The sequence below is a fragment of the Paenibacillus sp. JT31N17 genome (genome assembly GCF_056269255.1).
In genome coordinates this window covers 247,671-274,548 of sequence record NZ_JBWDNP010000004.1, presented here as the reverse complement: position 1 = coordinate 274,548, position 26,878 = coordinate 247,671, and the positions used below count along the sequence as shown (strand labels likewise).

Genomic DNA, 26,878 nt, shown 5'->3' with positions numbered 1-26,878 from the left:
ACTAAGTGAAGCATCAAGCAGTGGTGTAAGGAGGAAAGCGCTTGTGACAGCGGGCTTGGATGATTTATACCGCCAGCATATGAATGACATTTACCTTTATCTATATAAACTATCGGGAAACAGGCAGACCGCCGAGGATCTCACCCAGGAAACTTATTTTCGCGCTTTCCGATTTCTGGATTCCTATACCGGAGGCAAGGTCCGCCCATGGCTGTTCAAGGTAGCGTATCACGCTTTCATCGATTGGCACCGCAAAAAAGCCCGACGCCGCGAGCTTCCCCTGGTTATGCAGCCTGAAGCCACTGGTCCGCCAGACAGCGATCCCGAGAGCAGAATGCTTGAGCAGGAATTGCATGAGCAATTCGAGACTCTTGCCCGGGAGCTTCCGCACAAACAGCATCAGTCGCTGCTGCTGCTTTACTATCATCAGCTCACCTATGATGAAATCGCCCAGGTTCTGGGTATCCCGCTGGCCGATGTCAAGATATCGATCTACCGCGGCAGACAAAAATTACGTCAGTTATGGAGGAAGGATAACGATGACCCAGCCATCCGATGAACAATTGAACAGCAGGATCGCGGCCTATTTGCGGGGGGAGCTTACCGGGGAGGAAGTCAATCTTCTGCGTAGTGAGCTGGAACAAAACGAGACCTTTGCCGGCCAACTGGAGCTGCTGCTGCTGGGACCGCCTCCCGGCGAATCGGAAAAGCCGGAACATGGCGGCATGCCCATTGACATGCAATCCAACATCATCCGCCGCAGCAAGTGGCAGAGCCGGTTCTCGGTGGTTTCGATCACCTTTACAACGCTGGCCGCCATTTTCCTTGTATCCGTTTTGTATGGGTATTCCAATGTTTTCTTCGCCACCCGCTGGTTTGGTCCGGATGTCCATGCCATGATCCGGGTCACCAGCGATGTCATTTCATTCACGAAGCCTGGCATCAAGGTCGGCAATTCAGCAACCGGAAGCGCGCTGCTCACGTTTACAAGCGATTATGAGCTCCGGGAGCAGGTGGGCAGAGGCGAGAATACCGTCGGGTATTACCGGGAAAATTGGTTTTTTGCCAAGGTATCGAGCAGCTATGACTGGTCAGGCGGCCAGCATGCCCTTCCCTTCTTTTTCCGGTACCCGACAGAAGGCACCGACCCGGATCCTCAACCTTCGAGCGGGAATGGATGGCTGACGCTGGAGAAGCTGCCGGAGGGAACCGTCTCCCAGCTTGCCGTCTCGTTCCGGCATTTGCTGACACATGACGAATATTTCGCGATCATCAAAAAATACGACCTCGACACCATCTGGTTCGCCGTCGATACAGGGGTGGAAAGCAAGCTGTCCGCAAGCAATCCGTTCCTGGGCTCGGGCCTTGTGTTCGGTTATGCTCCGGATGCGCTGCCGTACGGAGATGAGGATAATCCGGGCAGCTATACCATAGAAGACAACGCGGAAGGCGAACGCCGCGCGCAGACCTATTTGAGAGAGATCCGTTATCTGCTTGACCACGGAAGGCTGACAGAGGCGCTGCTGCGCAATAATGCGCAGAACCCGCAATTCAAAGCAGCGAACTTGGAGGACCGCTACGGCTATTTGATGAAAAATGGCGTCAAGCTGTACGGCGCCGTGTTGACCGGCCCGACCAAGGAACTGCTCAAGCTCAAACAGGAATCCGAGCTGGACACTCCCCTGGTGGGGTCTACGGACTGGTGGAACTGGGACCAGCAGCAGGCGAGCGGCGTGGAATACAGCCATTGATTAATCCAGCCAGCCATTCTTCCGGGCAATTCCGATCGCATCGATCCGGTTTTTGGCCTCCAGCTTCTGGATCGCCTCCGACAAATAGTTCCGTACCGTTCCGGCTGTCAGAAAAAGCTTGCCCGCCATATCGACCGCCGATAACCCTTCCGCGGCAAGCTTCAGCACCTCGCGCTCGCGTTCGCTGAGCGGGTTCTCCGCTTCCCAGAATGTCATAGCAAGCTCGGGGCTGACTGCCCGGCCGCCTTGATGGACGCTGCGGAGCGCTGCGCCCAGCTCATCGATCGGCGAATCCTTGAGCAGAAAGCCCTGTACACCGGCACGCATCGCGCGCTGAAAATATCCGGCCCGCGAGAAAGTCGTCAGAATGACCACCCGGCAGGAATGCTTTTGCGCCTTCAGGCGTTCGGCCACGTCGAGCCCCGTCAGCTTCGGCATCTCAATGTCCAGGATGCACAGATCCGGTACAAGCGACTCGATCATGGAGAGCGCCTGCTCGCCATTTTCCGCCTGGCCGATCACCTCAATATCGTCCTCCAGATCAAGCAGCGCGCTGAGTGCCCCGCGCAGCATGGCCTGATCCTCCGCCACAATGACTTTCATGGTTATTAACCCCCTTTATTCCATCGATTTGGTAACCCGCGGCACTGTGAAGGTTACAGACGTGCCGCTGCCTTTGAATGGCGCGAAGCTCAAGTCGCCCTCGACCAGCTTAAGCCGCTCCTTCATGCCGTTCAGCCCGTTCCCGTCAGTAACCCCCGCAGCGGGGTCGATGCCGCGGCCGTCATCGGAAACTTTAAGATGAAGCAGATCCGGCTCCCCCATCCACTCCACTGTGCATGTTCTCGCCTTGCTGTGCTTGACGATGTTCGTGACCGCTTCGCGCAGGCACATGCCCAGAATATTGTCGGCAAGCGGTGATGCCATGCTTTCCGCGAGCTCGCCGCGAACCTCAAGCACAATATCTGCCGCAGCCAATATTTGTTTCGCGTTTACCAGCTCGTCCCGGACCGTTACGGCATTCATCCCCGATACCAGCTCCCGCACCTGCTTCAGCGCCGCCCGCGAGGTGGCGTGAATATCTTTGACCTCCTGAGCGGCGCGCTCCGGATTCTTCACGATCAGCCTCTCCGCAAGCTCGCTCTTGAGCGTGATAAGCGACAGGGTATGACCCAGCGTATCATGCAGATCGCGGGAGATCCGCTGCCGCTCCTCGTTCTTGGACAACCGCGCAATCTCCTCATTCGCCAGATTGAGCTTTTCCCGCAGCTCAAATGATTTTTGGCCCATCCGCAGCGCAAAAGGCAGGAAGAGCATGACCAGCATCGCAGGTACAATCTGGATCATGTCATTAGCGCTCAGGTACAGCTGATAGTACAATCCCACAGCAATGAACAGCGCAACCATTGCGCCCATTCCAACGTACATCTGCTTCCTAGACGATATCAATCCGATGATGGGGGACGGATAGAAGGCCATGTAAATGAAGCCCGCATTATACCGGTAGCAGAACAGCCCTATAATGATAAGCTGCAAAAAAACAGAAATAAGCCTTCCCCGGTTCACTCTTGAACTGTAGAGATACAGGGCTGTAAATACGGCAAGGACAAGGAGTCCGATCACAAGCTCCCCAACGGGACGGCTAAACAGCTCGGTGAGCGGAAACGCCAGGTAAAACAAAAAAACAAATGAAAAGTAAAGGGGCGGCCCTTTACGGGGCCGCACGGCCGATCGCTTCATATTACACCGCTTCCCGCTTTTTAATGATATAAGAGGATAATACCATAAATACCAGCACATACGCTGCCAATATCAGCACGCCGCTCCAGTCGAGGGAACCTCCGGCCACCAGATTCCAGGCTCCCTGGCCAAGCCGGAAGGTCGGCGTGAATTGGGCCAGATTCTGCAGCTCTGCCGACATCGTGGAGGTCGGCATCCACAGACCGCCCAGCACCGATAGCCCCATATACACAATCATGCTGATCACCTGCACGACATCCGCATTCTTGATCGTGCCCAGCAGCGTGCCAAGCGCCATGAAGGAAAAGCCGCCGATCCATATCCACAAGCCGCTTTCGATCCAGACGGCCGGGGATAAATCGATGCCCTTGGCAATCCCGCCGATGATGAACATCATGGCAATAATAATCAGATTAATGAACGCCTGCGCCGCCACCTTGGAGAAGATATAGGACCATGAGGGCAGAGGCGTAATATGCAGCAGCCTGATCCATCCTTGAGAGCGCTCCTTGGAGATCCTCTGGGAAAAAGACATGAGGCTTGCCCCGATAACCCCGTATACCGTCATGGACATGAGATAGTACGAGCTGAAATTCACACCCCCGACCGTTGTATCGCTTCCCATCGCACTGGTGAAGATAAAGAAGAAAGCTACCGGCATGATGACCGAGAAGAAAACAAACCGTTTATTCCGTGCTGTGCGCAGGAGCTCCGCTTTGCACTGCGCCCACGTTGCCCGCATACTTGTGTTTTTCATTATCAATCTCTCCTATCGTTGGGTGGTTTGCTGAACAAGCGCCTGAAAAGCATCCTCAAGTCCGCCGCTGGCAATTTCAATATCTCGCATATCGATCCGTTTCTCTACAAGGGCGGTGATCAATCGGTCCGTATTGCCGCTGAACAGTCTGACCTTCCGTCCGCTCCACTGGATATCCGTGATTCCCGGCATTGCCGCCAGCGAATCCGGGGTGACGGAGGCTCCGGCAGTGAACGTTATCACACGGCCAGTTGTTTCCGCCTTGATCTCGCTTGGCGTGCCATCGGCGATCAGCTTCCCGTTATTGATGACCACAATCCGGTCGGCTACACTGTCCGCTTCCTCGAGATAATGGGTCGTCAGCACAATAGTCCGGCCTCTTCCCGCCATGGCGCGAATCGTATCCCAGAAGAGCTGGCGCGAGGAGACATCCATCCCGACTGTCGGTTCGTCGAGAAACAGCACCTCAGGATCGCCTGCTACAGCCAGCGCGAAGCCGAGCCGGCGCTGCTGTCCGCCGGAGAGCGCCGTTGCCATCTTGTTCTTCTCCTCCTCCAGGCCGGAAATCCGCAGCAGCTGCTCAAGCGGCAGCGGCTTCTCGTAATAATGACGGAACAGCTCTATCGTTTCATACACTTTCAGATTATCGATGACGCTGACATCCTGCAGCATCGCGCCGATCTGGTCGCGGATCCGCTGGTCCCGGGGATCTCCCCCAAGCAGCTTGACACTGCCGCTGGTCGGCTGATGGAGGCCGAGTATCATGGAGACCGTTGTTGTCTTGCCTGCGCCGTTGGGGCCAAGAAGCGCCACTACGCTGCCTTTCTCAATCGTCAAGGATAACCCGTCGACTGCTTTCTTCCCTTTATAGATCTTCGTCACCTGATCCAGCTGTATGGCTGCTGTCATGGATTCCCACCCCTTATTCCTTGTTTGCAGTAGGCCTTGTGCTGCGGCCTCTTTGTTGATTTCATCTTACCAAGACGTGATGCCGGCAGGTATTCACGAATGTAATGTCTTGCGCATGACAAATGTCATACGGGTCGGACTCATCAGGGAGGGAAGCAGTGCGATCAGGAGGAAGCGAATTTCTTTGAATGGAACTTGACATTATTAATAGAATGTGATATATTATATGTCTATATGTAGTGTAACCTCATGGTTTTCCCCGATTTAGTTTTAGTTAAGATGGTTATCCTCCCATCCAGTTAACACATTCCTTTTATCACGGCTGCTTTAAGGAACACGGATTCAAACTGGCGCGGTCATTGGAACCGCAAGGACGACTGAGAGGTAAGGGCTTTCGTTGTTTTCGTGCAAGTGAATCGAAGACCACTAAATGTTACGCTATTATATACATCGCATATGCGCTCCGCTGAATCGATCGATCGGTTTGACGGCGCAGGCTAAGCGACTAATACAAATGACCCCCGCTGATTAATCAGCGGGGGTCGACTAATTTTCAGGGGCTTCATCCTGACGATGAAGGGCAGGGCGGAGAATCGTCTTAACGATTCTCCGCCAAAGGATGCCTGATCCATATCGTAAAATCCGCGTTCTCCCAGGTCCGGGAGTCCGTCCAGTAGAAAGTGAACTCCACGCCCGTCAGCTTGCCGCTGGCGGATAAGGGGATATCAAACCAATAAGTCCCGAACCCGCTGCCCTGCATCTCATCATCATGTACGGTATGCCAATTATCCATGCTCCAGTGAATGCGCGCCTGAGCCAGAACCTCGATCCGCAGAGGCTCGCCCACATTCGTCGAGCTGACCTTATGATTGAAGCGCCAGACGTTGCGCAGCGCAGGCGGCCCGTCCTTATAACGCTCGGCAACGATCGGCACGCGGTCGAATAATTGATCATCCTGCAGACTCCGCAGCAGGTTGAGATATTCCGCATGAGCCCATACCAGCGGCATCGCGGAGCCAGTCGGCTTACCCCTGTGCAGTCCCTTGTCCGGAATGTCCGGAAGGGTCCACAGCTGTTCGGGCAGCAGCTTATTACCGTCGGCGAAATCCTCAAGGGCGCGCGCCAGACGCTCCGCCTCCGCTTTGTTTCCCGCTGCCAGTTCATAATGCGCCCGTTCTCCCGTAAGCAGGGGCCACGCCTGTCCGACCCCGTAACCCTGGAAGGGATCACCGTTCTCATGCTCGCCGTAGCCGTCATGATTATACCGGTACCAGCTCGGCTCGGCGGGCAGCTCCACTTTAATTACCTTATCCACCACCTGCACAGAGTTCAGGATATGCGGATCATGGGGCGGGCGTATGCCGTAATCGACCAGCTGCAGGAATCCCGCATCCACCACATCGTCCACCGGGAACTCGCTCTGTACATCGGGCGCCAGATTGCGGATCGGGATTTTGCCTTGATGGGGACTATCGTGATCCGGATTGCCGACCACAACCGTGTTCAGCCGCTCGTAATGGGCAGGCAGCTCCGGATCGAGCAGGCTGTTCGTCGTATAGGTCCACGCATCCAGATTGCTCGCCCACCAATCTGCAACCTCTGTCAGATAGACGGAATGCTCCCGTTCGCCTCTGGCGTCAGCCAGATCGGCAGCGCAGACCAGCGCCGTGATCATGGCCGCAAGCGTCGAAGGGGAATACCCGCCGTCCTCTTCCCACCGCTCCTGCCCGGTCACCGGCCCCTGCCGGATCAGAAAAGCCGCTGCTTTGAACACCATCGGCCAAGGGTCGAAGCCCTCCAGCGCATTTCGTTCACTCAGCCGCCAGGCGAGAATAACCGGAAAAGCCGTCTCATCCAGCTGAATGCCGTCCCAGAAAGGGCGACCGTCAATCCAGTTGTTCTGATGCCAGCCCCCGCATTCCTGCTGAATCCCGGCCAGATAGAGCAGGATCGCCCGGGCGCTCTCCACATCGTCTATGGCCAGATGTCCCGTTGCCGTCTGTACCAAATCCCGCGGCCATACCAGATGGTAACCGCCTGTTTGCCCGTCCGCCGTGCTTGTCTCTCCCCATGGAAAGGAAAGCGAAGCGATCGTCCCGCCGGGATGGAGCTTGTCCTGATGACTCAGCAGCACTTGGACGCTCGAACGGAATAAAGCCCCGTCATCCCCCGTGCAGGCGGATAAATTACGAATGGGCTCCGTTCGGTTTTTCCACTGATCCACATAGGCCTCATAGCAGTGCCCGTAGCCTGCCTCTATTGTTGCGCAGGCCTGGCCTGCCGCTTCCTCCTCCGTCTTCCCGAAGCCGAAAACAAGCGTAAACACCCCATCCTCCGGCATATCGATCTGTCCTGTGAGCACAACATTGCCGTCCGGGGCCGAATCAAACTCATTCGTCATTCTATAGTTTGCGGCGATATCCTGCCAGCCGCCGGAGGTACCGGCATATCCGACCGAGCGTTTGCTGAAACCGGAGGAGCACATAACGGCAAGCGTGATGGAGCCGCAGGAAGCGAGCAGCAGAGGATTACCCCGATATTCGCCGATCCGCGCGTCATTGTGGTAACCCTGATTTCCGATATGCGGGGAGGTCAGCGCGAACAGCGAATAATCCGCAGGCTTTCCCTCCAGGGGAATGAAGCGGACCTGCTGAATCAGCGTATTTCGGGAAGGGTCCGTGATCACATCCTTGGTAATCTCATACCGTCCCGAGAGGCAGGTGTTCGTAATCCGGAAAGCGGGCGCCCACAGATCCAACCGCTCCATTTTATGCCTGGTACCCGACTTCTCCTCAGAGAAAAATCCATCTCCCGCCACCACGAACTGCGCATCTTTTATATTTGCCCTATCGACCTGCGGATAATAAACCTCATTCATTATCCCTTGCGAAAAAGTGAACCATACCAGCGATTCGGGACTTGCCGCGGTACCCACACCGGATTTGGCCCCTGTCGTCCAGGTCGGACGCTCCCCGGGTCTGCCGAAGGCTTCATTCATCTGCAACAATCCCCCTGCATTCTTATTGTTGTCCTCGCTCATGCCACTAATGATTATATTTTACCCCTGCAGGGCAGCCGTAAACTGCCCGTCCATGCTGCGTGAGGACCGCTCATTTTAGCATCGACAAAAAAAGCGTCCTGATCGGACGCGCTTGGAGAACAATTTAAGATAAAAAGCAGCTTCAGCCCTCTTCGAATCGAAGCATCACACGGCAGGACAACCTAAGCGGGCAAACGCTTGGCGCGCCGGTTCGTCAACCGGCAGGAAAACTCCGATTCCCGGATACATGCTGCTGCCGGCGGAAAGAAAGACTTGCCTGTAACGGATCGGAACTAACCCGCCTGCACATTCCGTTCTGGCTAATATGATTCTGGAGTGGTTTTCTTGATGTTCCGGTGTCTTCGGCTCCATATTCCAATACTTATCGGTATCGCCGTATTGATGGAATTTTCGAATCAATCTTTGATACCAGTCATCGTGCCGGGAAAGCAGATGGTTCCTCTTGAAAGCTTGTATCCCATTGATGGCATGCGATTCCCACTGTTCAAACGATGCTGCATCGTAAGTGGAGCGAGCCCGTATGGGAAGATCGGAATTGAAATGAAAATCGATTAGATTCATGCGGTTCTCATAAAATAAATCGCGGGGGATATCAAATAAATCACGGAATGGTTCATTAAACTCCTTGATATCCAACGTCGGGGTTACGATCATGGCTGGAAGAGATAAATTTGCCATCAATTGATGCGCCTGCTCCAGAGCAAGCTCCAGGGATCGTCCCGCCATTTCGGGCAGGATCGGAAGATATCCGGCAGCTGCGAGCAGGTCATTGCGCTCATCGGAGGTGCATTCAAGATATTCGGCAATACGAAGCATCGTTTGACGGTCCGGCAATCTGTGCGAACGTCCGACCAGCAGGTTTTTATACGTCAGGCAGGCCTCGTCGTTCAGCTCCTGCTGCGTGAATCGTTTTAACGAAGGATGGGATTGATCGGCATATTGACGTTGGCGCTTCATACGAAGCGTTTCGATTTCTCCTAATGCGGCTTTCAGCCATTTATGCTGCGGGCTCCGGTTTCCATGCACGACTTTCCCCCCTCATTCGGGCTCAGGTGTAGTTTTACACTTGGGCTAAATGTTTTACTAAAGTATACTTCTCCATAAAACCGAGGTCAATTTAAGCTCACCGGAGCATGGATGACTATCGGATAAAGACGTATTCTCTATTGTTAGATCAGAATAGGAGGAAGCAATATGAAAGCGGTCGTTATGGTCGATTACGGGACTCCCGAGGTTCTGCAGGAACAGGAAACAGCCAAGCCGGAGTTGAAAGAAACGGAGGCGCTTGTGGAAATGTACGTAACGACGGTCAATTCCGGGGACCATCTTATCCTCTCAGGAGCGTTCCGGAATATCATTCCCCTCCGGTTTCCGCATGTTCTTGGTATTGAAATCGCCGGCGTGGTGAGAGAAGTCGGAGAGAAGGTTAAGCATGTGAAGCAGGGCGACCATGTCATAGGGCTGACTGCAGCCGGTGGAGGCTATGCGGATTATGCGGCAGTGGATGAGAGGGGACTCGCAATCATCCCGTCCACGCTTTCGTTCGAGGAAACCGCCGCGTTGCCGGCTGTCGGCTTGACCGCATGGCAGTCGTTGTTTCAGTACGGCGAGCTGCAGCCGGGACAGCGCATTCTGATTCACGCAGGTGCTGGGGCAGTGGGTCATATTGCCGTTCAACTGGCCAAACAGCACGGGGCTTACGTGATTGCCACGGCGCGTGGCGACAATCAAGAATTTGTGCGGCAGTTGGGGGCTGATGAGGTGATCGATTACGTCACAACCGATTTTGCGGAAGCTGTCAGCCCGGTAGATATCGTGCTCGATATGGTGAGGGACGGCGGAGAAACGGAGCGGAAAAGCTACACGGTACTGAAGGACGGAGGAAAGCTTCTATCCCTCGTATCCCCGTCAATCAGCAAGAATCCGCGCATTCGCGGCATCGAAGCCCAGTTTGTGCGCCCAGAGCCGAACAGCAGCGATTGGTCATCCCTTATGCGCAATGTCCAGGAACAAAAGCTGAAGGTGCATATTGAGCGAATTTTTCCATTCAGCGCCGAGGGAATTGCGGAGGCGCATCGCGCGAGCGCAGCCGGCCGTAAGAAAGGTCAGCTCCTGATTGCACGGAATCTGTAACCGCCTGAACTGTTCATGCTGCAACAGCAGCATATGCTCCCTCCGCCAGGCGGGAGCTATTTGACGCTCATCTTGACTCCATATCAAATACCGGTTCATCAAAATATTTATAATGTCGACGACGCCTGGCTGACCAGGGAGGACAGCATTTCGGCATCGATCGTTTGCCCCTGCCGCAGCTTGATCGTTTTCCTCTCCGGCGGCCCGTCGAAGCCGGCAGGAACCGCAAGCTCCACGGTGTTGAAGATCGTGAAGCTTACCGCGTCCTTCGACGTCGAGATGACAGCCGCATATTTGCCATTTTTCAAGAAATGGGGCTTCTTATACTGAATCCGCTCATGAACATCCGGAATCGCCCCGTGCACAACCTCGCGCAGGCTGGCGCATAGCTGCCCCTGCCACGGCTCCTTCACCGCTTCTATAAAATCCGTTACTTCCTGGTTCATTTAAGACTCTCCTCTGCAAGATGTAATGGGTGAATATTTCTTACCGGCAGGTAATCAGCCGTTTTCACTAATGTAGTTAAAGAGTCGTTTACCTGCTAAAATCCGTCTCCTATCTACAGAACGAATGGAAAACCGTTAAATCGACAAAACCGGAAAAATAATGTTTAACTTTTTTTCAGCATGTCGATCTGGCTGTGCAGCTCGTCCTCCAGGACCCGCATTCTCGGATCCTGTGCCGGTGTCCGACGGTCAAAGAGCTGACGCAGCTCGATTACACCCTCACCATAGCCGTGAGGATCCGGGACGCGCAAAGCCCATTCAATCGCTTCCTCTTCGGATTTCACTTCGATGAGCGTAAATCCCGCCACCAGCTCGTTCACCTCTGCCAAAGGCCCCGAGGTTACGGACGGTTGGCCGCCGGGCCTGGAAAACGACATTCGCAGTCCGCTCGAGCTCGGATACAGCCGTTCGGCAGCGAGCAGCACGCCGGCTTTCTCCAGCTCCTCGTGATAGGCGTTCATTGCATCGATGCTTTCGCGGCTTGGCCGGACACCCGCCTCCGAGTGTCTGGTTGCTCTCGTCATCAGGATAAATCTCATAAGTATTCCTCCTCCCATTATCCTCCCGATTAGCATTCAGCGGCACGCCTCAGCAGCAGCTCGCGCTCGCGTTCATTTCTCGTCAGCGATGCCGCGCGCTCAAACTCGTCCCTCGCTTCCTCCCGGCGCCCCAGCTTGACCAGGAGATCGCCCCGAACGCTCGGCAGCAAATGGTATTCCTTTAATGCCGGCTCGGAAGTCAGCTCATCGACAAGCTGAAGGCCGAATGACGGCCCGAACGCCATCGCAATGGCCACCGCACGGTTCAGCTCGACCACCGGCGACGGCATCACCCGCGACAGCGCTTCATAGAGCGCGGCAATTCGCGCCCAATCCGTCTCCCCGGCAGTACGCGCTCTGGCATGGCATGCGGATATCGCTGCCTGCAGCGCATATGGGCCGAGCGGGCGGTCGAGCGTCTGGGCACGCTTGAGTGCAGCCAAGCCGCGGCGGATCAGCAGTTGATCCCACTGCGCCCGGTTCTGGTCCATAAGCAGAACCGGCTCGCCTGTGGGGCTCACCCGGCTTTTGAACCGCGACGATTGAATTTCCATGAGGGCAACCAGACCGTGAACCTCCGGCTCCGCTGGCGCAAATTCCGCAAGGACGCGCCCCAATCTCAGCGCTTCCTGGCAGAGCAGCGGGCGAATCCAGCTGCTTCCCGACGTTGCCGCATAGCCTTCGTTGAACAGAAGATAGATGACCTCCAGCACCGTCGCAAGACGTTCCTTGAGCTCACTGCCGGATGGAACTTCGAAAACAGCCCCGGCTTCCCGGAGCGTCCGCTTCGCGCGGACGATCCGCTGCGCGATGGTCGGTTCAGCAGCAAAGAAGGCGCGTGCAATTTCATCGGTTGTAAGCCCGCCCAGAAGGCGAAGCGTCAGAGCAATCCGAGCCTCGCGGGACAGAACCGGATGGCAGGTCATAAAAATGAGACGCAGGAGATCGTCGCCGATCTCCCCGTCCATTGCAGCTTCCAGATCATCTTCTGTGTATAAATCGGCGTTGCGTCCGACCTCCTCATATTTCCGGTCGCGCAGCTTGCTCCTCCGCAAAAAGTCGATCGCCCGCCGCTTGGAAGCAGCCATCAGCCAGGCGCCGGGGTTGTCCGGAATTCCGGAATCCGGCCACCGTTCGAGGGCGATGACGAGCGCATCCTGCGCGAGATCCTCGGCGAGTCCCACGTCGCGCACCATTCGGGTCAACCCCGCGATAAGCTTCGGCGATTCAATACGCCATACAGCATCTATTGTCCGGTGGGAAGCGGAGTGCGTCACGGCCTGGTGCGCCTCTCCATTTCCTCACGCAGCGCATCATGATCTGCCAGCAGCTCCGCGTTTTCCGTCAGCTCCGGGCCCTCAAATACTTGGCGAAGCTCGATCTGTCCCTCGCCGAAGCCGTGAGGATCCGGCATACGCATCGCCCATTCAATGGCTTCTTCCCTCGATTTGACCTCAATCAGCGTGTAACCGGCGATCATCTCCTTCGCCTCGGTGAACGGACCGTCCAGCACCTTTGGCTTGCCGCCCGGCTCCGGATAAGAGATCCGGATTGCGCTTGAGCTCGGATGCAGACCATCGGCAGCAAGCAGCACGCCGGCCTTTACCAGTTCCTCGTTATACCGCATCATCGCTTCGAACAGCTCTTCGCTCGGCATTACGCCGGCTTCTGAATCCTTTGTGGCTTTGACGATCATCATAAATCGCATACGTGGTATGCCTCCTCTTATTTTGCTAAAGCCTGCTGCACCACCCGATTCGGGCGGTTTAACCTGCCTCTATATAGACGACGAACGAAAGACGAACGGATCGACATGCGGTTTGATAATTTTTTTCGGGGACAAGCAGCGGTCATACGTCGCGGGTACGCGGCAGCTTAAAGATTGCGGTATTCGGCTATGATTTTCATCTGGGCAAACAAACGAGCGCCTCGTTACGATGGGATCGCGTACGAGGTCATTGCCTCAAAAACCCATTCGGGAGGTCGCTCTACTATGAAGTTTAAAGCGCAGGACAACCAAAATCAACTCATTGAAGTCTTTTTACATATTTTGTAATCGCATAAAACGCAGCAGTATGAGACAGACCTTATTTTAGGAATCTGTATGTTCTTCTTCCTCAGTCAGTCCCTGCCGCATTGCCTTCGACTGATCCTTCCGGAAGAACAGTTCTCTTATTAAAGCCCCGAGAGTGCCTGAAACAACTACAATAAGAAATAACTGAATAATCTTCACGAAGAGAAAAGGAGATCCAATAACAATGAAACAAGATAGTACAATTACTATTGGATAAAATATTAGACGGAAATACAGCCGTTTGTTCGATTGTATGACTCCACCTCCTTTGTAACTATTATCCTTGTTTGTAAAAGTACCTCTGAAAGGAGCCTGAATGATATTTATTTTTATGGAGGAACAGAACCCGGGAATCTGAGTGATTCATTCTATGATGAAAAAGCCGTACCTTATTCTGCGGCGATAGCTGTTGTTGATGATTGACAGGCTCAAACGGGTACATGAACTTAAGGGAGCCTCAGTGTCCGTCGTCCGATACTGCCCGACGAAGCGATCTCTAAGCTGGAAATTCCGGCCTGGAGTGTGAATCTGCCATTGATCGGAGGCTCCACCAAGGTAAAACCTGACTACCAGCCAGATATCTCATAACCCGCCACTCGAAACAATCTCCAAGCGGGAATTTCCTGCTAACAGCATATATCCGCCGCCGGCTGGACTCTCCAGCAAGGAAAAATCTTACTGTAGCGGCTCCTCAATGCCGCCAGAACTTAAGGTGATCATAACTGCCCCGATTTGAGCCGGGTATGCAAGAAGAAACGGCTGTCGCCGTCCTTTTGGCGCCAGAGGGAGTATCTTCACCTGGAAATATAAGCAAAGTTGGGAGGAGTTTTATACTTTGTTATATTTTAAGAAGAACCGGCTGCCGCCGTGCTTGGCGGCAACGCTATTTTCCCCAAAACGTCAGAAAAGGATGAGACATCCTTTTCTGATCGTTTAGAAAAAAAGACCATAGAAGCCTGTCGCTTCCATGGTCTTTCTCGGCCTTGCCGCCCTATGATGGCCTAACATCCCTGTGGCGGTATGACGGTGCATGACGGCTGTTCCACCACATATCCGCACGATCAGCCCAGCGTAATCTCAACACCGGCCTCCTGAAAAATACCGGCCAGTTCTCCTTGCGGCAGCCCGTCGGTAATAATGCGGTGCACTTCGGTAAAAGCCGCGAAGGATACCAGCTCCTTCTCCCCGAATTTGCTGTGGTCGAGCACCACATTCACCTCCGCGGATTGCCTGATCGCAAGCTTCTTGATTTCCGCTTCGTACATATTGGAATTGCTGAAGCCATGAAGCAGACTGACGCCGCTTGTCCCCAGAAAAGCGCGGTCGAACGCCATGCCGGCCACCGTCCCGGCAGCGATCGGGCCAACCAGCGATGCCGTCGCATCAAGCAGCGTTCCTCCGGTGACAATCACCGGAATTTGCTTGCCTGTAAGCTCGGCCGCCACATTGAGGGCGTTGGTCACGACCGTAATGCCCGCGGCGGATTTCAGATAGCGAGCCACCTGCAGCGTTGTGGAACCGCCGTCGATAAAGATCGACTCACCGGGCAGAACCCGCTCGGCTGCCCGTTTTCCGATCCGCCGCTTCTCCTCGGTCATATAGCCTGCGCGTTCCTGCAGCGCAATGTCATTGCCGAACACAATCGCCCCGCCAAAAGTGCGCTTCGCGTGTCCGGCCGCTTCCAGCTTCTCGAGATCCCTGCGGATAGTCATTTCCGTCACAGCGAATGCTTCCCTAAGCTCGGAGATTTTCACTTCGCCTTCAGCATTCAGCCGCTCCAATATTTGCTGCTGACGATCATTAAGCGTGATGCTCATCGTATGCGGTCCTCCCGCCAAACGGCTTGGTCTGATTTTTATCTATTATTCACGATTTCCAGGCAAGGTTCAACTCCAGCTTGTAAAGGACCGATTCGCCCGGTTCAAGCCCGCGGTAACAGCCGGGGCCGCGCACGCCGTCCACCGTGCAGTTGGCCGGCTCCAGACCCAGCACATGCTCGCCCGCTCCGGGCATCCGCCACTGCAGCAGGCGGGGCAGCGAGTCTATCGACCAGCGCAGGCTTGCGCTTATCGGCTGAGTGCCTGCCCCGACGGGAAAAGCCGGGCAATGAATCACCGCTTCCGCCATCCCCTGGCTATCCGCCGCGTCCTCCGCCAGAAGATGCTCATACACATGTTCGGCTGCAGCCGGATCGGGCTTCTCCCAACGGTCATAGCCTTCAACCGGCACGCCCGGGGTGACGGGTACCACCTCTGCCTTGGGAAACGAGATATGCGTCCCTTCGCCAAGCAGCGGGAAGCCGAAATTGAAATGGTACAGCATCATATGCGGACAGCTGGCGAAGCCGGCATTTTCCACCCGGTCCTCAATGGCGATCCGGTTCTGCCCCAATCTGCTGGTGATGGTGCGGACCAGCCGGAGCTTCGTGCCGAACATGGCCGTCTCCTCCACGGTTCCGGAAACGATCAAATCCAGCTCGTCTTCGTTCCAGACGGCGGCCGCATTGACCTGACCGGCCGGGGTATGATGAACCCGGCCGTGCAGGCCGTATTTTCCTCCGCTGTCTTCGGCCGGCGAGCCTACATGGGCAAGACCGCAGGTCATCAGCAATCCGCCGGATGCGGTGCGCAGCCAATCAGTGCCTTCCGCTTCATAATACGCCGGATGAACATCCCCATTGGGTGACTGCCAGCTGACCGGCGTTCCCCCAAGCTCGGCAAGCGATATATCAAGACCCTTGGAGGGAATGACGTAATAAGTCAGGCCGGCGCCAGTCCGCACCTGAATGGCTTCGACATCCCTCTCCTTGCCTTCCGTCAGCTGCATCCGCCGTACTCCGCCGATCTGGCTGATGCTTCCAACGCGCGCTTCCAGCTCCCGGCGGGTCCAGCTTCTTCCATATAAATGCATTCGAGCTCATCCTCCCAAAGTACGTTCGGAGCCGGATTTCAAGCGTAACAGACCGCCGTCATGCAAGCCTGACGTCTACCGCCGGAAACTGCCCTCGGCTCGGGCCGATACCCTTTCCCTGGATGCAATCAGGCTTCGTCTTCCGTAATGACGGGCATCCGTTGAATCGCCGGATCGGTGAAGATATCGTATTCGTCCCGGCTGGTGCTGGAAAATTCGGATACGATCGCACCTTCATCCCCTCCCTGAAACCAATGCTTGGTGCCCGGGGCAATGGTATACTGCTCGCCCGGATTCAGCTCCACCTCGTGAAAAACCGTATAATACGGGCTGCTGCCGAGCGGCACTATGGCCGATATATTCTTCGAAGGCTCGCCTTCCACATAAAGGAAAACCTTGCCCCAGCGGCAGCGGAAGGTCTCCATTTTTCCCGGCTCCCTATTAATGGGGGGGTGAATATGCTCCGGACAGGTCTGCCGCGGAAATAACACAAGCTCCTTGGCGCAGTAACGGTCTGTATTCACATAAGTAACAAGCTCGAGACCCTGCGTTTCCAGCTGGCCGAGTCCAAAACCCGCAACCTCAATTCCAGCTTTCTCCTCCGGCGCAAGGGTAATGCCTGCCTCTGCGAACATCGCAGCCGCACGCTGCTGCGCTTGCCTCACTTCGCTTCTCAACATAAGCTGATGACCTCCCTCAATGATATCGCTCAAACCTGTAAGAAAGTTACCCGAGAATCTTCATTTGCCAATCTGTTCCCCAAACGCATACCGGGAGAAGCGCAGGTTATGAAGCCTGCACCACAATCCGGCCAGGCGCGGGCCAATTCGAAGACGAACCGCTTATTTCGACCACACGCCCTTTGGCGCATCATAATGCCACCCCGGGAGCATCAGAGTAACGTCCCGCTGCTCCCAGCCTGCCTCGATGCGTCCGCGCACCGCTTCCCACGGCGGGATGCCGCTTGTCGCATCGGGCTGCTCTACATTGCAGGCCCCGACGCCGACGGCGCTGCGAAGCGCCTCTTCAAGGGATAATCCCTTGACCATGGCGGTCAGAAAACCGGCAATCGTGCAATCGCCCGCTCCAGTCGTGCCCGCTGCCTTCACGGCATAGCAGGGCGCCAGGAGCTCGCGGCCCAGCCAGTCCTTCAGACTATCCGTATCCGGACCGCATTTGCCCATGGCGGCAAGCCTCCCGGCATCCCCGGTCGTCTTCACATACAGCCCATGCTCGCCCAGCTTGATAGCGGCGACGGCCGTGCCCATGCCCAGCATCTCGTCCGCCAGCGACGAGAGCATCCCGCCGTCCGCATAACCAAGCAGATCTCCCGTGCTGTTATCGCTTTCAAACTGCTCGTAGGCATCTCGCCGCAGCATGTAGAGGATTTCCTCGAAGCTCGGGAGGAACACGTCCACATGGGGCAGCGCAAGCGCCAATATCGCCTGCCAGTCGGCTTTGCCCGCATCGGAATCCGGATCGGGCTTCGCCATATCGAGGGAAACCGTCAGGCCTTCCGCTTTGACCCGGGACAGAAGCCCGGCAAGCTGCCCGCCGCCATTGCTGTACATGCTGCGCATCAGGGGCGGATAGCCAAAATGAAACATTCGGGCGCCCTGCAGCGCCTCGGCTCTTACATCTGCCGCTTCGAACGTGTCGTTCGTACCCGTGCAGTGCAGGAAGGTACGGTCCACGCCGGGCGGACTGATGACGATCGAATAGGAGCTGTGGCCGCCCTCTGAGCGGATCATTCCTTCCGTCAACTCAGAGCCGTAGCCGGACAGCACTTCCAGAATGGCTTTGCCGAACCAGTCATCGCCGATTTTGCCCATCAGACGGGTTGCGACGCCAAGACGGTGCAGCGCGAGTCCGGTGTTGGAAACAGCCCCACCTGTCGATATGACAGCCGGTCCGACATCAACCAGCTTGCCGGGTACGAGAATGCTGCTGTCCTTGGCATGCAGGGCAGGAATCAGGTCCAGGCAAATATGCCCTGCGACAACAACCTCAGCTGCTGGCCCGCTCAAATTAATCCCTCCAATCAATCGCGACCGTTTGTCCGGTACGCTGAGACTCCAGCGCCGCGGTGAACACGCGATGGCTTCCCGCCGCTTCTTCCGGCGTTGCGCAGTGGAAGGGCTGCTTCATCTCTGAGCCGCCGGTCAGCTCATCGCAGAACGCCGCCCACATTTGCAGGATGGAATCGGAGAAGCCGAATTCGAAGATTCCGCCTGTTATTGTGCCGTAGGCGGATTTGTACGGCGCGTCAGCGACATGCCATGCCTGCACGCCCCCAGGGCAGTAGGGAAGCGAAGCCACCTGCTTCGGATTCTTCGTCGAGAATTCAGCGGAGAATTCCGTCCCCTGAATACGGATAAACCAGGTATTGGCGTGACCGGGCGCAATGCGCTTGGTGGACAGCACCATCGGGAACTTCTGATCTGCCGTTTCGACCTCACAGGCCAGGATGGCATTATCCCAAGTCTCGCAGGCCGCTTGGCCGCCCCGGCCGTCGGGGCGCTCTTCCACAATCTTGGACAGCAGCGCCCGTACATTGGCAGGCTTCCAGCCAAAGCGGATCGGCAGATGCAGCACATGCATGCCGAGATCGCCCATGCAGCCATACTCCCCATTGGTTGCAATTCTCCGCTTCCAATTGATCACCTTGGTGGGGTCAAGGTCGCTGGAATGCCAGAAGCCGGCTTCCACTTCAATGATCCGGCCGAACCGGTTCTCATTCACCCATTGCACAATTTGCTGTGTGCCGGGGAAGAACGGGAATTCCGAGGAGCAGCGGACGATAACGCCGGGATTGGCGCCCAGCGCCTGCGTGATCAGGGCATTCGCCTCCGCATCGATGCCGAACGGTTTTTCGCCGAGCAGATGCTTGCCTGCCTGGATAATATCCACGTAAATTTGCGCATGCAGATTATGCGGAACAGCGCAGTAGACCGCGTCCACAGACTCGTCAGCCAGCAGCTCTTTATAGTCGGAATACGCGGATTTTACGCTAGGCACCTGCTCGGTGAACCACTCCGTTGCGGCAGGATTGGCATCGCATACCGCCACAATGCTCGGCTGAAAATCTACATCCGCGAGATGGCACCAGCGCGCAGCTGCGCTTGCGAACTCCTTGCCCATCAGGCCGCATCCGATGACGCCGAAGCGTATTCGCTTTTTTCCCATTATTGCCCTTCTCCCTTCAGCAAATCAAGTGCGGTCTCAGTCGAAGCCCCGTGATGCACAATCGCCATCAGCGCATTGGTCATCCCCGCCGGGTTCGGGTGCTGGATCACATTGCGGCCGTATACGATTCCCGACGCCCCCTGATTCATCAGCTCCACAGTCCGGCCCACGATTTCCTCGTCGCTCGCTCTGCCTCCGCCGCGCACCAGTACCGGAACGCCGGATGCCACCTCAATGACACGATGGTATTCGGAGACATCGTCGCATGGATCGGCTTTGATCACATCGGCGCCGAGCTCCACGCCCTGGCGTACAAGCGCCATAATTTTGCGGATGTCGCCGTCCACCATATAGCCGCCTTTTTGCTCATTCGGCAGCATGACGAGCGGTTCAACCATGAGCGGCATGCCATATTTCTCGCTTTCGGTTTTCAGCAGGGCGATGTTCCTCACGCATTGGTGATGAAGCTCGGGCTGATTGGGAAGCAGCAGCAAATTCACGCATACGGCAACCGCGTCCAGGCGGACTGCCTGTTCGACCGCGCGGTCGATCAGCTCGCTGAACAGAAAGCCCGGCAGCTCCGAGCCATAAATATTCGCCGCATCCGTGCGGAGCACAAGTCCCGGCTTCTGCTTGCCGGGGATGGTCTGAAGGAGGCGCGCCTGCCCGGTGCTGAGCTGAATGCAATCCGGACTCGCTTCCACAATCGTCCCGATCGCCTGCTTCATATTCTCGATGCCCGATAAAAAAGAAAACTCGTTAAAAAATCCATGATCGATTGCAACATCAAAGCATTTCCCTTGTCTGCTGAACATTCTGTTCAAACGCGGGGTTACCGACATCATTACCAGCTCCTTGTAATGTTCAAAAACAACATATTATGTTCTTTTATAACTCATATATTAGTATAAAGCTGTTGCGTTGTCTACGGCTTTGCAGCGGGAATTGAGGAATCAGAGGAGAAACAAGCTTCAAATACGGCATAAAACCGCCCATGCATGCGCAGCGGCGGTTTTATGCTGTTAATTCTTCATGATCTTCACTTTTTATGATGCGAATCTTCTAACTCCATAACAAGGGCTGTTCCGCATTCCTCAAAGCACGCCGGCTTCTGCGGCCTTGGCCAGGGATGGAAACACCGGCATATAGCCGAGCTCGCTCTGAATGCGGGAAATATCGACAATATGTTCCCAAGGGCGCTCAAGCGTCCGCTCATAGGCGCCCTCGTCAAGCTTGTTCCCCAAGAGTGCAATAATGTCAGCGGCGGCAGCCGGCTCCTGATCAGCGGCATTATAGATACGGCCATCGATGCCGGTCCTGTCGGCAGCAAGCATCATCGCCTGCGCCGCATCTGCATGATGGATCATATGAATCCGTTTCGCCGGATGCCATTGCCCGAACCATCTCATGCCTTCCTCCAGATGCGGATCCCCATCGCCGTAAACGAATGCCAGCCGTATGATACGCAGCCCCAGCCCATGCGTGCGATGCAGCTCCATAAGCGCCTGTTCCGCCTCTATTTTGCTTGCCGGATAGGGAAACGCCGGGGCAAGCCTGTCATCTTCACGCAGGGCGCGCCCTTCAAGGCTTTCGTACACCAGATTCGTGCTGGCGAATACAAATCGCTTCACCCCGGCTTGTATAGCGGCATGAGCCAGAGCAAGCGTCCCGGCTGTGTTGACAGCCTTCATTTCCGCCTCCGCTGCTCCCCGGAAGAAGGCGGCCAGATGAATGACGGCCTCCACATCCCTGACCGCGTCAGCCAAGGTATCCGGCTGCTGCAGATCCCCCACCGCCACTTCCGCTCCCAGCTCCTGCAGCGGTTGTGCGGTCTGCCGGCTGCGGACAAGTATGCGTACCTTGTCCCCGCGTTCCAGTAATCTGCGAACAAGCCTGCTTCCCACGCGCCCCGTCGCTCCTGTAACAAGTATATGCATGGTTTCTCCCTCTTTCCTGGCGTTTTCTTATGCTTCGCTCCAACCGGGGTCTATTTTCATAGCTGCCCGCGAATTGTTACAATACCAAGTATGATACATGCCTGAAGAGGCATCCACATGCCCGTTATCGTAGGATGCCGAGTGTCAGGTTAAGGAGGGGCTTCTGATCATGAACGAGAATTTGCAGAAGGATGAGGAGAGGCGTCTGGCTCTCGCCGATTTCCTGCGTACGCGCCGCGCGCGGTTGACGCCGGCGGACGTTGGCCTGCCCGAGAGTACGCGCAGACGGACACCGGGACTCCGGCGCGAGGAGGTTGCCGAGCTTGCGCATATCGGGGTTTCCTGGTATACCGCCCTGGAGCAGGGAAGAAATATTCAGCCCTCCGTTCAAGTGCTTAACAGCCTGGCTCAAGCGCTTCGTCTGACTCGTGCCGAACAGCAGCATCTGTTCACATTATCCCGGGAACCCATATACACCGATCCGCCAATTCCATCCGAACAGGCGGGACCTGCTCTGGAGCGGATGGTCCGCTCCCTGCAGCCCCACCCTGCTTATGTAATGGGAAGGAGATGGGATCTGCTTCACTGGAACCGGGCGGCGGAGACCGTTTTCAACCTTTCGCAAATACCGGGACCTCATTCGCGAAATATGCTGTGGCGCGCTTTCGCCATGCCGGAGCTGATGAAGAATCCGAACTGGTCCAAGATGGCTCAAGGACTGGTAGCCCAGTTCCGCGCAGATTATGCTTTGTACCCGGGTGATCCCTGGTTTGAAGAATTGAAGCATGATCTGGAGGAGGCAAGCCCGGACTTTATCCGCTTCTGGTCGGAGCATCAAGTGATGGAAATGCCGGATTGCCATAAGGAATTCAACCACCCCGAGCTTGGCGATCTGGAATTTGAGTATGCGGCATTTCAAGCCACAACGGTTACGGGAATAAAGCTTGTCGTCTACACGGCCTCCCCCGCGACTGCCGCCAAGCTTGCGGGTGACGGAATTTCCGCAGGCCCGCCGCAATCCGTTCTTTATCCACTGACTGCTTCTGACAGGGGAGATGGAGTATCCTGACCTGGACAGACATTTTCCGGTGGGAACATGCATGATGGATAAGCTTGATTTGACGAAAGCGGACAAAACCTATTATGGCGCAGGAAAGACGCCGCAGCTTATAGAGCTGGGGGCCATTGGCTATTTGACTTTTCGGGAAGAGAAGAACCGGGAGGTGAGGCTTTCAGCCAGGCGGTAGAGACATTATACAAGGTCGGTTACGGCATTAAAGCCATCTGCAGGAAAGAAGCCCTCGACTTTACGCTCGCCAGGCTTGAAGGGCTGTGGTGGTTTGATCCGATCTGCCTGCGGCTTCGGTCCCCCGCGGGGAGTGGAACTGGAAGCTGCTGATCCGCCAGCCGGATTTCGTCATTTCCGGCAACGTAGAGCAGGCCAGAAGACAGGCGGTCTCCAGGCTTTCATCCGCCGGTCAGGTCAGCTATGAGGCGTTGAGGGAAGGAAGCTGCGTTCAAATGCTGCACATTGGCCCGTACAGCAAGGAGCCGGCGTCAATAGCGCGGACGCATGCTTTTATGACCGAACAGGAGCTTCAGCAAAACGGGCTGCATCATGAAATTTATTTGTCGGATTCGTGCAGAACGGACTCTTCCGTCTTGAAGACAATCCTGCGCTTGCCCGTAACGGATGTGCGGCAGAACCACAAATAGAACATGCGGGTAATCCAGAATGTCCCCGTCACGCTTATCCATGTCCAATACCACTGCCAATGCAGATACACAATGAGCTGTGTATGGTACTTGAACCATAGCTCCGGCAGGACGATAGCCATAGAGCTGCCCATGTAATAGGCTATCTGCATGGAAGCCCGGGAGCCTGCTGGGTAAAACAGAATGAAATAGACGGAAATGACCGGATATGCTATATATTCGAACGTAAAGCTGGTATGGTTGGCCATGGGAAATTCTCTGACCGGGTAAGCCAGCAGCCCCCATTCGACTGCCATTATACCCATTATCCAGGTAATAAACTGGTGGAACAAAAAAATAATGTGCGCCTCCCTACGCCTCTCCTGCGGCACCAAAAGAAAGGCGATGATGCATGAGGCATTAATCGCCATAAGTATATAATGCTCAGCTCCGATCCCCATCGTGGAGGCCTCCTTTTGCGGGCAGCCGGTAAAACCATTGATAATATTTGAGGGTCGCAAAAAATCCGGCCAGATAGATAAACGCTCTCCATATCCATGAAAAATGGTCAAAACGGATTAATAACGTATACCGGGCGACAATGTAAACAAACAGACATGATACCCCTACGTACGCCACAGTATAGGCCAGCTTTCTCCATATGCCCCGCAGCGGATAGAAGCAGACGAAGAACACGGCAGTCGTCGGAAAAAACACAAAGTTGAAGCTGAAATTGGCTGCCAGCGCCCGGGGAAATTCCCTTACCGGATTGCTTACGGCGCCAAGCTCTGTAACAATCAGGCTTAGCAGCCATGTGAAGGTTTGATTGAATAGGAACAGCAGTATAACCTCCCGGTAGCGCTCGCGCGGGAATAGCAGCAGAACAGGAATGCAAACGATCCAGACTCCCGCCAAAATCAGTTGTTCAAGCTTCAATTCCCCACCCCTCCCGAAGAACGCCGTCACTTATAAATATGACTGTATTCCTCTCAACTTAAACCTGCTGCTTGAATAATTCGATGCTGTCGGCACAGACCAGGCAAACAGCGGGTCAAAGGAGAGAAAACAAAAAAAGCGCCAACCGCATAATGCGGCAGCGCCTGGACGGGAACATTTTTATGATGAAGGAACCTTGAGGCTTCTCGCGATATATAAGACCGGCGTCGACGCCGCGGAAATAACGAATTTAATCAGGTAGGTCGTCAATAATATCTCCAGCCACACTTCAAACGGATATTCGCCGCCGAAGGCAATCGCGCAGAAGATGAGTGAATCCACCAGCTGGCTGATGCCTGTGCTCCCGTTATTGCGGATCCACAGCTGGCCCGGCCTCGGAAATACCCGCTTGAGGAACGAATAGATCCGCACATCGAGGAACTGGCTGGTGAAATAGGCGCATAAGCTGCCAAGCGCGATCTTCGGCAGCAGGCCGAAGATAACTTCCAGCGGCTCCTGGCCGATGTCGACTTCCTGGGCCTTGAAGACCAATGCCATCTGCATCACAACCATCGACATGATCATGAAGAAAAAGCCGAACCAGACCGCCCTTTTTGCATCCTTCTGTCCGTATTTCTCATTCAGCAGATCCGTTGTCAGGTAAATCGTACCGTACATCGTGTTGCCCAGCGTTGTCGTCAGGCCGAACAGGTCAATCGTCTTCACCACCTGAATATTGGCGAGCACCGTTGCCACACCTACCCAGGCATACAGCCCAGTCTTGCCGAACATGCGGTAGCAGAGCAGGAACAACGAGAAAATGACAAGGACAAACAAAACTCCCCAAGAAAAATTAAACATGCCCCATACAGCCTCCTAGTTTTGATAACGCGGGAGTTTCCCGAACCGCGGCTCGCGCCTGAAGACGCGAAGCGTTTTCTGCTTTATATATCGGCTTCTATTTGACAACCGCGCTACACGCGGCGGGAGAACAGCTCCATCGCCCACCGGCACCACGAGATTTCTTCGCGATTGATCTGAAGCTGCCGCTGAAAAACGAGATAGCGCCCGAAATGCCTGGAATCAAGCTCCGTCAGCGCCTCTGCATACTGCTCCTTCATGCGCTGTATTTCCTCCTCCAGGTAGGTGAGCGCTCCGGTGAGACTGGATATGCGGTCTTCAAATAAACGAAAGGCCGTCTGCGGCTCGGCCAAGCCGATTGCATAGATCTTGATGATGAACTCATCCCGGTTGACTGGCGCTGCCGGCGGTTGGTTGGCTATCCAATCCTGCAGGGCGGCTATGCCCTGATCCGTGACGGTGTATATTTTTTTATCCGGCTTGCCTGTCTGCCCCACGACCTCGAAGGTGGCCAGTCCCTCCTGAACCAGCTTCGCCAATAACGGATAGATCTGACTGTGCTTGGCCTGCCAGAACAATTCCATCAGCTTCTGCAGCTCGTAGCCCGTGTAAGATTTACGGACAAGCATGCTAAGCAGCATATAAGCCAAAGCGTTCATAGCGTTTACCCCCTGAATATATTCCGCATACGCAGTATGACAATTATTCCCCTATTTCAAAAGCTGGACGATACGATCCTCAAACTTGAGCGGCGCGGTCATCGGGGCGAACCGTTTGACGGGTTTTCCCTCCCGGTTGACGAGAAATTTGGTGAAATTCCATTTGATCGCCGAACCCATGAGCCCTCCGGTCGCTTTCTTCAAATAGACAAACAACGGATCGGCATCCGGTCCGTTCACCAGAATCTTGGCAAACAGCGGGAATGTGACGCCAAAATTAATCCGGCAGGCTTCTTCAACCTCATTATTGCTGCCCGGCTCCTGATTCTGGAACTGGTTGCAGGGAAAGCCGAGAACGGTGAAGCCTTGATCCTTATACGTCTCATACAGCTTTTGAAGCTCGTCCAGCTGCGGGGCGAAACCGCATTTGGTGGCGGTATTCACGATGAGCAGCACCTGCCCGCGGTAATCGGCAAGCGGCTGCCGCTCGCCATGAATGGTCAATACGCTAAAATCATAAATACTCAAGGCCCATCACCTCATTCTATCGTCTTACCTTCCATTATAACCGCCGGACCGTTGAAAAGCCCGATCGTGTATTTGCTCGCTTGTATTAAAATAATGGACATGAATAAACCCCTCCAAAATGCGGAGGGGTTACGATAAAAAGCTTCTATATTTGTCCTGCCGTCAGTTCATCATTCAACTGCTCCACCAGCTCAAGGAACTCCAGCGGCTCGCTTACCGTATAATCGGGATGCTCGTTTTCGTCGGCCGGACTATGGGGATAGCGGGACGTCCAGCTCAGAAAAACGCTGGTGATGCCCAGCGCATTCGCGCCTTTGATATCGCGGCTCAGATTGTTGCCGATCATGACGACTCTGGCGTAATCCGCCTCAGTCAGCTCGATGGCGCCTGCCGCCGCTTTGAACATGCGGGGACTGGGCTTGCTGGCTTTAATATTTTCGGAATAAATCATGGCTGTAAAATAATCGTAGAGATTGTTTTGCTTGAACACGTTCTTGAAGGATTGCGCATCGCCGTCGGCGACCAGGACCAGCGTGTACCCCCTCTCGAAGAGGGTTTTCACCATCACATCTGCGCCCGGAATGACTCTTGCACTAATTACGATGCCTTCTTCGTCTCTGATCTCTGTGGATTCGTCGATAATGGTGTCACCGCTATCCAGAAACAGGATAAGCTTCTTCTCATTCATGGAGCATA

At 55.2% G+C, this 26,878-nt stretch carries 29 protein-coding genes; 6 read left to right on the top strand and 23 right to left on the bottom strand.

Features of this window, described 5'->3' with window-relative positions; all coding sequences use genetic code 11:
• The first annotated feature begins 43 nt into the window (after positions 1 to 43).
• Together AC0YOB_RS16785 and AC0YOB_RS16780 are read left to right on the top strand one after the other, a co-directional pair.
• Positions 44 to 559, top strand: a complete 516-nt coding sequence (locus AC0YOB_RS16785) for an RNA polymerase sigma factor (protein WP_475793758.1) — start codon at positions 44 to 46, stop codon at positions 557 to 559.
• Entirely contained in the window at positions 540 to 1,751 is a 1,212-nt protein-coding gene (locus tag AC0YOB_RS16780) for an anti-sigma factor (RefSeq protein WP_475793757.1), read from the top strand. The genes AC0YOB_RS16785 and AC0YOB_RS16780 overlap by 20 nt, the downstream gene beginning before the upstream one ends.
• Here the strand turns inward: AC0YOB_RS16780 and AC0YOB_RS16775 are convergent, their stop codons facing one another.
• From AC0YOB_RS16775 to AC0YOB_RS16750, 6 genes are all read right to left on the bottom strand, one after another.
• On the bottom strand, positions 1,752 to 2,354 hold the full coding sequence (locus tag AC0YOB_RS16775) for a response regulator transcription factor (RefSeq protein WP_210043336.1): 603 nt from the start codon (positions 2,352 to 2,354) through the stop codon (positions 1,752 to 1,754). It abuts the gene before it with no gap.
• A 15-nt stretch (positions 2,355 to 2,369) separates the two neighbouring features.
• Positions 2,370 to 3,491, bottom strand: a complete 1,122-nt coding sequence (locus AC0YOB_RS16770; protein WP_475793756.1) for a sensor histidine kinase — start codon at positions 3,489 to 3,491, stop codon at positions 2,370 to 2,372.
• 1 nt (position 3,492) lies between these two features.
• The gene (locus tag AC0YOB_RS16765; protein ID WP_475793755.1) at positions 3,493 to 4,248 is read right to left on the bottom strand and encodes an ABC transporter permease; all 756 of its coding nucleotides are present in this window, start codon (positions 4,246 to 4,248) and stop codon (positions 3,493 to 3,495) included.
• A gap of 12 nt (positions 4,249 to 4,260) precedes the next feature.
• Positions 4,261 to 5,157, bottom strand: coding sequence for an ABC transporter ATP-binding protein (locus tag AC0YOB_RS16760; protein WP_475793754.1), 897 nt, complete (start codon positions 5,155 to 5,157; stop codon positions 4,261 to 4,263).
• Positions 5,158 to 5,755: 598 nt separating this feature from the next.
• Positions 5,756 to 8,155, bottom strand: coding sequence for a glycoside hydrolase family 15 protein (locus AC0YOB_RS16755; protein WP_475793753.1), 2,400 nt, complete (start codon positions 8,153 to 8,155; stop codon positions 5,756 to 5,758).
• A 207-nt stretch (positions 8,156 to 8,362) separates the two neighbouring features.
• Complete coding sequence (locus AC0YOB_RS16750; protein ID WP_475793931.1) at positions 8,363 to 9,175, bottom strand: MmyB family transcriptional regulator; 813 nt, start codon at positions 9,173 to 9,175, stop codon at positions 8,363 to 8,365.
• Positions 9,176 to 9,412: 237 nt separating this feature from the next.
• Here AC0YOB_RS16750 and AC0YOB_RS16745 point away from each other — a divergent pair, with 237 nt between their 5' ends.
• Positions 9,413 to 10,351: an NADP-dependent oxidoreductase gene (locus AC0YOB_RS16745; RefSeq protein WP_475793752.1), complete on the top strand. Its 939-nt coding sequence runs from the start codon at positions 9,413 to 9,415 to the stop codon at positions 10,349 to 10,351.
• 107 nt (positions 10,352 to 10,458) lie between these two features.
• Here the strand turns inward: AC0YOB_RS16745 and AC0YOB_RS16740 are convergent, their stop codons facing one another.
• The 11 genes from AC0YOB_RS16740 to AC0YOB_RS16690 all read right to left on the bottom strand — a co-directional run bounded on the left by AC0YOB_RS16740 (position 10,459) and on the right by AC0YOB_RS16690 (position 21,503).
• Positions 10,459 to 10,797, bottom strand: a complete 339-nt coding sequence (locus tag AC0YOB_RS16740; RefSeq protein WP_475793751.1) for a DUF1801 domain-containing protein — start codon at positions 10,795 to 10,797, stop codon at positions 10,459 to 10,461.
• Between the two features lie 164 nt (positions 10,798 to 10,961).
• A complete protein-coding gene (locus tag AC0YOB_RS16735; protein WP_475769705.1) occupies positions 10,962 to 11,396 on the bottom strand; it encodes a YciI family protein in 435 nt (144 codons plus the stop codon).
• Between the two features lie 29 nt (positions 11,397 to 11,425).
• Positions 11,426 to 12,673 (bottom strand): RNA polymerase sigma factor, encoded by a 1,248-nt coding sequence (locus AC0YOB_RS16730; RefSeq protein WP_475793750.1) that lies wholly within the window; start codon positions 12,671 to 12,673, stop codon positions 11,426 to 11,428.
• Positions 12,670 to 13,104 carry a YciI family protein gene (locus AC0YOB_RS16725; protein ID WP_475793749.1) on the bottom strand — a complete coding sequence of 145 codons (435 nt, stop codon included), beginning with the start codon at positions 13,102 to 13,104 and terminating at the stop codon, positions 12,670 to 12,672. The genes AC0YOB_RS16730 and AC0YOB_RS16725 overlap by 4 nt, the downstream gene beginning before the upstream one ends.
• A 1,427-nt stretch (positions 13,105 to 14,531) precedes the next feature.
• A complete protein-coding gene (locus AC0YOB_RS16720) occupies positions 14,532 to 15,287 on the bottom strand; it encodes a DeoR/GlpR family DNA-binding transcription regulator (RefSeq protein WP_475793748.1) in 756 nt (251 codons plus the stop codon).
• Positions 15,288 to 15,336: 49 nt separating this feature from the next.
• Positions 15,337 to 16,380, bottom strand: a complete 1,044-nt coding sequence (locus AC0YOB_RS16715) for a DUF4432 family protein (RefSeq protein WP_475793747.1) — start codon at positions 16,378 to 16,380, stop codon at positions 15,337 to 15,339.
• 128 nt (positions 16,381 to 16,508) lie between these two features.
• Positions 16,509 to 17,060, bottom strand: a complete 552-nt coding sequence (locus AC0YOB_RS16710; RefSeq protein WP_475793746.1) for a D-lyxose/D-mannose family sugar isomerase — start codon at positions 17,058 to 17,060, stop codon at positions 16,509 to 16,511.
• Between the two features lie 162 nt (positions 17,061 to 17,222).
• Positions 17,223 to 18,407 (bottom strand): carbohydrate kinase family protein, encoded by a 1,185-nt coding sequence (locus tag AC0YOB_RS16705; protein ID WP_475793745.1) that lies wholly within the window; start codon positions 18,405 to 18,407, stop codon positions 17,223 to 17,225.
• Position 18,408: 1 nt separating this feature from the next.
• Positions 18,409 to 19,566 (bottom strand): Gfo/Idh/MocA family protein, encoded by a 1,158-nt coding sequence (locus AC0YOB_RS16700; protein WP_475793744.1) that lies wholly within the window; start codon positions 19,564 to 19,566, stop codon positions 18,409 to 18,411.
• Entirely contained in the window at positions 19,566 to 20,411 is an 846-nt protein-coding gene (locus tag AC0YOB_RS16695; protein ID WP_475793743.1) for a class I fructose-bisphosphate aldolase, read from the bottom strand. The genes AC0YOB_RS16700 and AC0YOB_RS16695 overlap by 1 nt, the downstream gene beginning before the upstream one ends.
• A 249-nt stretch (positions 20,412 to 20,660) precedes the next feature.
• Entirely contained in the window at positions 20,661 to 21,503 is an 843-nt protein-coding gene (locus tag AC0YOB_RS16690) for an NAD-dependent epimerase/dehydratase family protein (RefSeq protein WP_475793742.1), read from the bottom strand.
• A gap of 169 nt (positions 21,504 to 21,672) precedes the next feature.
• On the opposite strand from AC0YOB_RS16690, the gene AC0YOB_RS16685 reads away from it, so the two are divergent.
• The 3 genes from AC0YOB_RS16685 (at position 21,673) to AC0YOB_RS16675 (ending at position 23,219) form a co-directional block, all read left to right on the top strand.
• Positions 21,673 to 22,572: a helix-turn-helix transcriptional regulator gene (locus AC0YOB_RS16685; RefSeq protein ID WP_475793741.1), complete on the top strand. Its 900-nt coding sequence runs from the start codon at positions 21,673 to 21,675 to the stop codon at positions 22,570 to 22,572.
• Between the two features lie 31 nt (positions 22,573 to 22,603).
• Positions 22,604 to 22,750, top strand: coding sequence for a hypothetical protein (locus AC0YOB_RS16680; RefSeq protein ID WP_475793740.1), 147 nt, complete (start codon positions 22,604 to 22,606; stop codon positions 22,748 to 22,750).
• 274 nt (positions 22,751 to 23,024) lie between these two features.
• Complete coding sequence (locus AC0YOB_RS16675; RefSeq protein WP_475793739.1) at positions 23,025 to 23,219, top strand: GyrI-like domain-containing protein; 195 nt, start codon at positions 23,025 to 23,027, stop codon at positions 23,217 to 23,219.
• On the opposite strand, the gene AC0YOB_RS16670 is transcribed toward AC0YOB_RS16675, so the two are convergent.
• The 6 genes from AC0YOB_RS16670 to AC0YOB_RS16645 form a co-directional block, all read right to left on the bottom strand.
• On the bottom strand, positions 23,129 to 23,659 hold the full coding sequence (locus AC0YOB_RS16670; protein ID WP_475793738.1) for a CBO0543 family protein: 531 nt from the start codon (positions 23,657 to 23,659) through the stop codon (positions 23,129 to 23,131). The two genes, AC0YOB_RS16675 and AC0YOB_RS16670, sit on opposite strands and share 91 nt — an antisense overlap.
• Positions 23,643 to 24,134, bottom strand: coding sequence for a CBO0543 family protein (locus AC0YOB_RS16665; RefSeq protein WP_475793737.1), 492 nt, complete (start codon positions 24,132 to 24,134; stop codon positions 23,643 to 23,645). The genes AC0YOB_RS16670 and AC0YOB_RS16665 overlap by 17 nt, the downstream gene beginning before the upstream one ends.
• Before the next feature lie 180 nt (positions 24,135 to 24,314).
• Positions 24,315 to 24,995, bottom strand: a complete 681-nt coding sequence (locus AC0YOB_RS16660; protein WP_475793736.1) for a queuosine precursor transporter — start codon at positions 24,993 to 24,995, stop codon at positions 24,315 to 24,317.
• 113 nt (positions 24,996 to 25,108) lie between these two features.
• Positions 25,109 to 25,654: a PadR family transcriptional regulator gene (locus AC0YOB_RS16655; protein ID WP_475793735.1), complete on the bottom strand. Its 546-nt coding sequence runs from the start codon at positions 25,652 to 25,654 to the stop codon at positions 25,109 to 25,111.
• A 51-nt stretch (positions 25,655 to 25,705) separates the two neighbouring features.
• Positions 25,706 to 26,182, bottom strand: coding sequence for a glutathione peroxidase (locus AC0YOB_RS16650; protein ID WP_475793734.1), 477 nt, complete (start codon positions 26,180 to 26,182; stop codon positions 25,706 to 25,708).
• Between the two features lie 145 nt (positions 26,183 to 26,327).
• Entirely contained in the window at positions 26,328 to 26,870 is a 543-nt protein-coding gene (locus tag AC0YOB_RS16645; protein WP_475793733.1) for an HAD family hydrolase, read from the bottom strand.
• Positions 26,871 to 26,878 lie beyond the last annotated feature (8 nt).